This window comes from Leptolyngbya sp. FACHB-36 (assembly GCF_014695955.1).
Taxonomy (GTDB): domain Bacteria; phylum Cyanobacteriota; class Cyanobacteriia; order Leptolyngbyales; family Leptolyngbyaceae; genus FACHB-36.
In genome coordinates this window covers 1-2,372 of the sequence record NZ_JACJPG010000089.1, presented here as the reverse complement: position 1 = coordinate 2,372, position 2,372 = coordinate 1, and the positions used below count along the sequence as shown (strand labels likewise).

General features: G+C 52.2%; 1 protein-coding gene. It reads left to right on the top strand.

All coding sequences use genetic code 11. From position 1 onward, the window contains the following. Positions 1-100: 100 nt before the first annotated feature. A partial coding sequence (locus H6F43_RS01250; RefSeq protein WP_190340210.1) for a LamG domain-containing protein occupies positions 101-2,372 on the top strand: 2,272 nt, incomplete at its 3' end.

Sequence of the window (2,372 nt, the reverse complement as noted above, 5' to 3'; positions counted from 1 at the left end):
GGTTGGTACAGAACTCAAACGCAAGCTAGAAGTGCGATACCAACGCAGCCGGAATAAATTTCGCCCCCAAAATCGTAAGGATACCTTGGGCAGCAAAGACATGGAAGGCAACTCCTTCTATGAACCGACGCAGCAGCTTGATATAGTCAAAAATTTGATCAATGGACGCTTCAGTGTGCTGCTGCTGCCGACCAAACTTCCTGAAGTTCAGTGCTGGCAAATCTTTGCCTATAACAAAGTGACTGAGCAAATTGAATCCCTGAACATCGAGCGCTCTAAAGATGGGCTATTCAATCTTCAAGGAATGCCGACCACCAGCACAACTGGAGCCGCAAAGTCAGGGTTGAAATTCAACGGGAATGGCTATGTTGAGTTGCCAAATGTGGTTAATTCCGACTCAGGCACCCTGGAGTTTTGGGTGAAATTCGCGTCGTTAGAGGATCAAATTCTCGTTGATGCCTCTACAACCTTTGATCCGATCGGCAATGCAGACCCTATCCTGAATGTGAAGTATTTCTATCTGGCGATCGCAAACCAAAAATTGCGGTTTGGGTTTGAAGATGCCACTGATAAAGACTTTGTGTTAAATGCCGAACAGCCTGTGCCATCGACTCGCTACTGGCATCACGTTGCGGTTAGCTGGAACTACAAAACAAGTGCTGGCACGGCGATCGCCCAACTGTACCTGAATGGTCAACTGGTAGGGCAATTAAAGGATGATAAATTAGCGGGTCCCAAACCTACCTTGTCTAGCCTGTTTTTCGGCAAGATTCGTCCAGCAGATAACAAAGGGCAACCGGAGCATAAGAGCACGGCACCGTTTAAGGGCAAAATTGACGAAATTCGCTGCTGGTCAGTAGCTCGGACCGAAGCCGACCTCTCTGCCAGCCTGCATCGTCGCCTGCAAGGAACTGAACCTGGTTTGGTCGGATACTGGCGCTGCGACGACGGAGCAGGAACGAGGGTCACCGATCGCGCCCTGCACAGTGAGCTTGCTAACGCGAATCATGGCAGCATTCACGGAGCCGTTGCGTGGACTTGGTCAGATGCGCCGATCGAGACCACTGAAGTTTCTCAAACAGGCTTCAAAATTGGCAATTGCACCATTGCCTCAGGCATCTCTGCACTGCTCTACTACCAGCAAGAAGAAGGCTCAACGGGCTACGACAACGAACCCAAGCCCTTGAAAAAAAATGCGCGGGTCATGTTGACCGTTGGTGCTAGAAGAGTAGGTGAAGGAATCATCGAAGTTGCAGCGATCGATTTTGGCGTTTCCCGAAATGGCAAGCTGGCTGAACTGCCCAGTGTCATAGAGTTGCCCTCGATCGCATCGGGTGAACAGCCAATGCCGCTGCAAACCATTGACTCGACCGGATTAAGCGTATCGGGCGCAATCCTGCGATTTGCTCAATTTAGAGGCTCGCGGTTGAACTCCATTGAAAGCGCTCCGCTTTTATTTGAAAGCGCCAACGGCAGAATTGCCCTTTACTTTGCCGCGCAGGATGAGAAGTTTTCGGTTGCTTACTACGATCCGCTGACGGCAAAGGCCAATTACAGTCTAGATGCAAGCTCCGTTGTGCCAGTTGGGAAGCTGGCGCGATCGCTCTCTGGCACCGTGGCTCAGTTCAGCCTCGTTAGAAGTGGTGATGCTGTGCGGCGATCGATCTCTGCCGGAGCAACGCTCAAACTTGCAACCACTGCCGTCACAGTAAAAGAGCGAGTGGCGAAGGATGCAACCACAGTTGCGATCGAGCCAATTCAACTGACAAATTCCATCCCTGAAGGAACGGCGATTTCCCTGGTCGAGGCTGGAAGCATTACGATGGTCGCCCGGACCGCAGGCTCTCTGTTGGATAGCGCCACGATCGTCGTTGGGAATGGCAGCACTCCCACAACCTGTACAATCACGCTCGAATCTACGGCTCTCGGCATCAAAGAAGTCTGGCAGGATGTCCCCCGCCATGCCGAAAAGTTTGTTCGGGTGCTGAATGGCGCAGCTAGCACCGACGAAACCGATCCTTACTACTATGACTACGCCAACATGGATGTTGTAGAAGGACCGAACAGCAATCCGGCACTGGGTTCGCTTCTGTTTGTCGCGGTGAACGATCGTCCGCAGGGTGAAGTCGGTAATACCCCTGCTGCCCGACTCGTGACCGATCCTCCAACCCGTTCTGCTCGATGGATTGCCGATGTCCCTGGTCAGGCGATGCAATTCGACGGTCAGGACGACTACCTGGCGATCGCAGCCAGCTCGTTCAAAAAGCTCAACTCTGACAACGACTTGACCCTAGAGGCATGGATCAAACCCACCAACATTGACAAGACCGCCAGCGTCATCCATTACCACCACGACTCCGATTACACCTTGG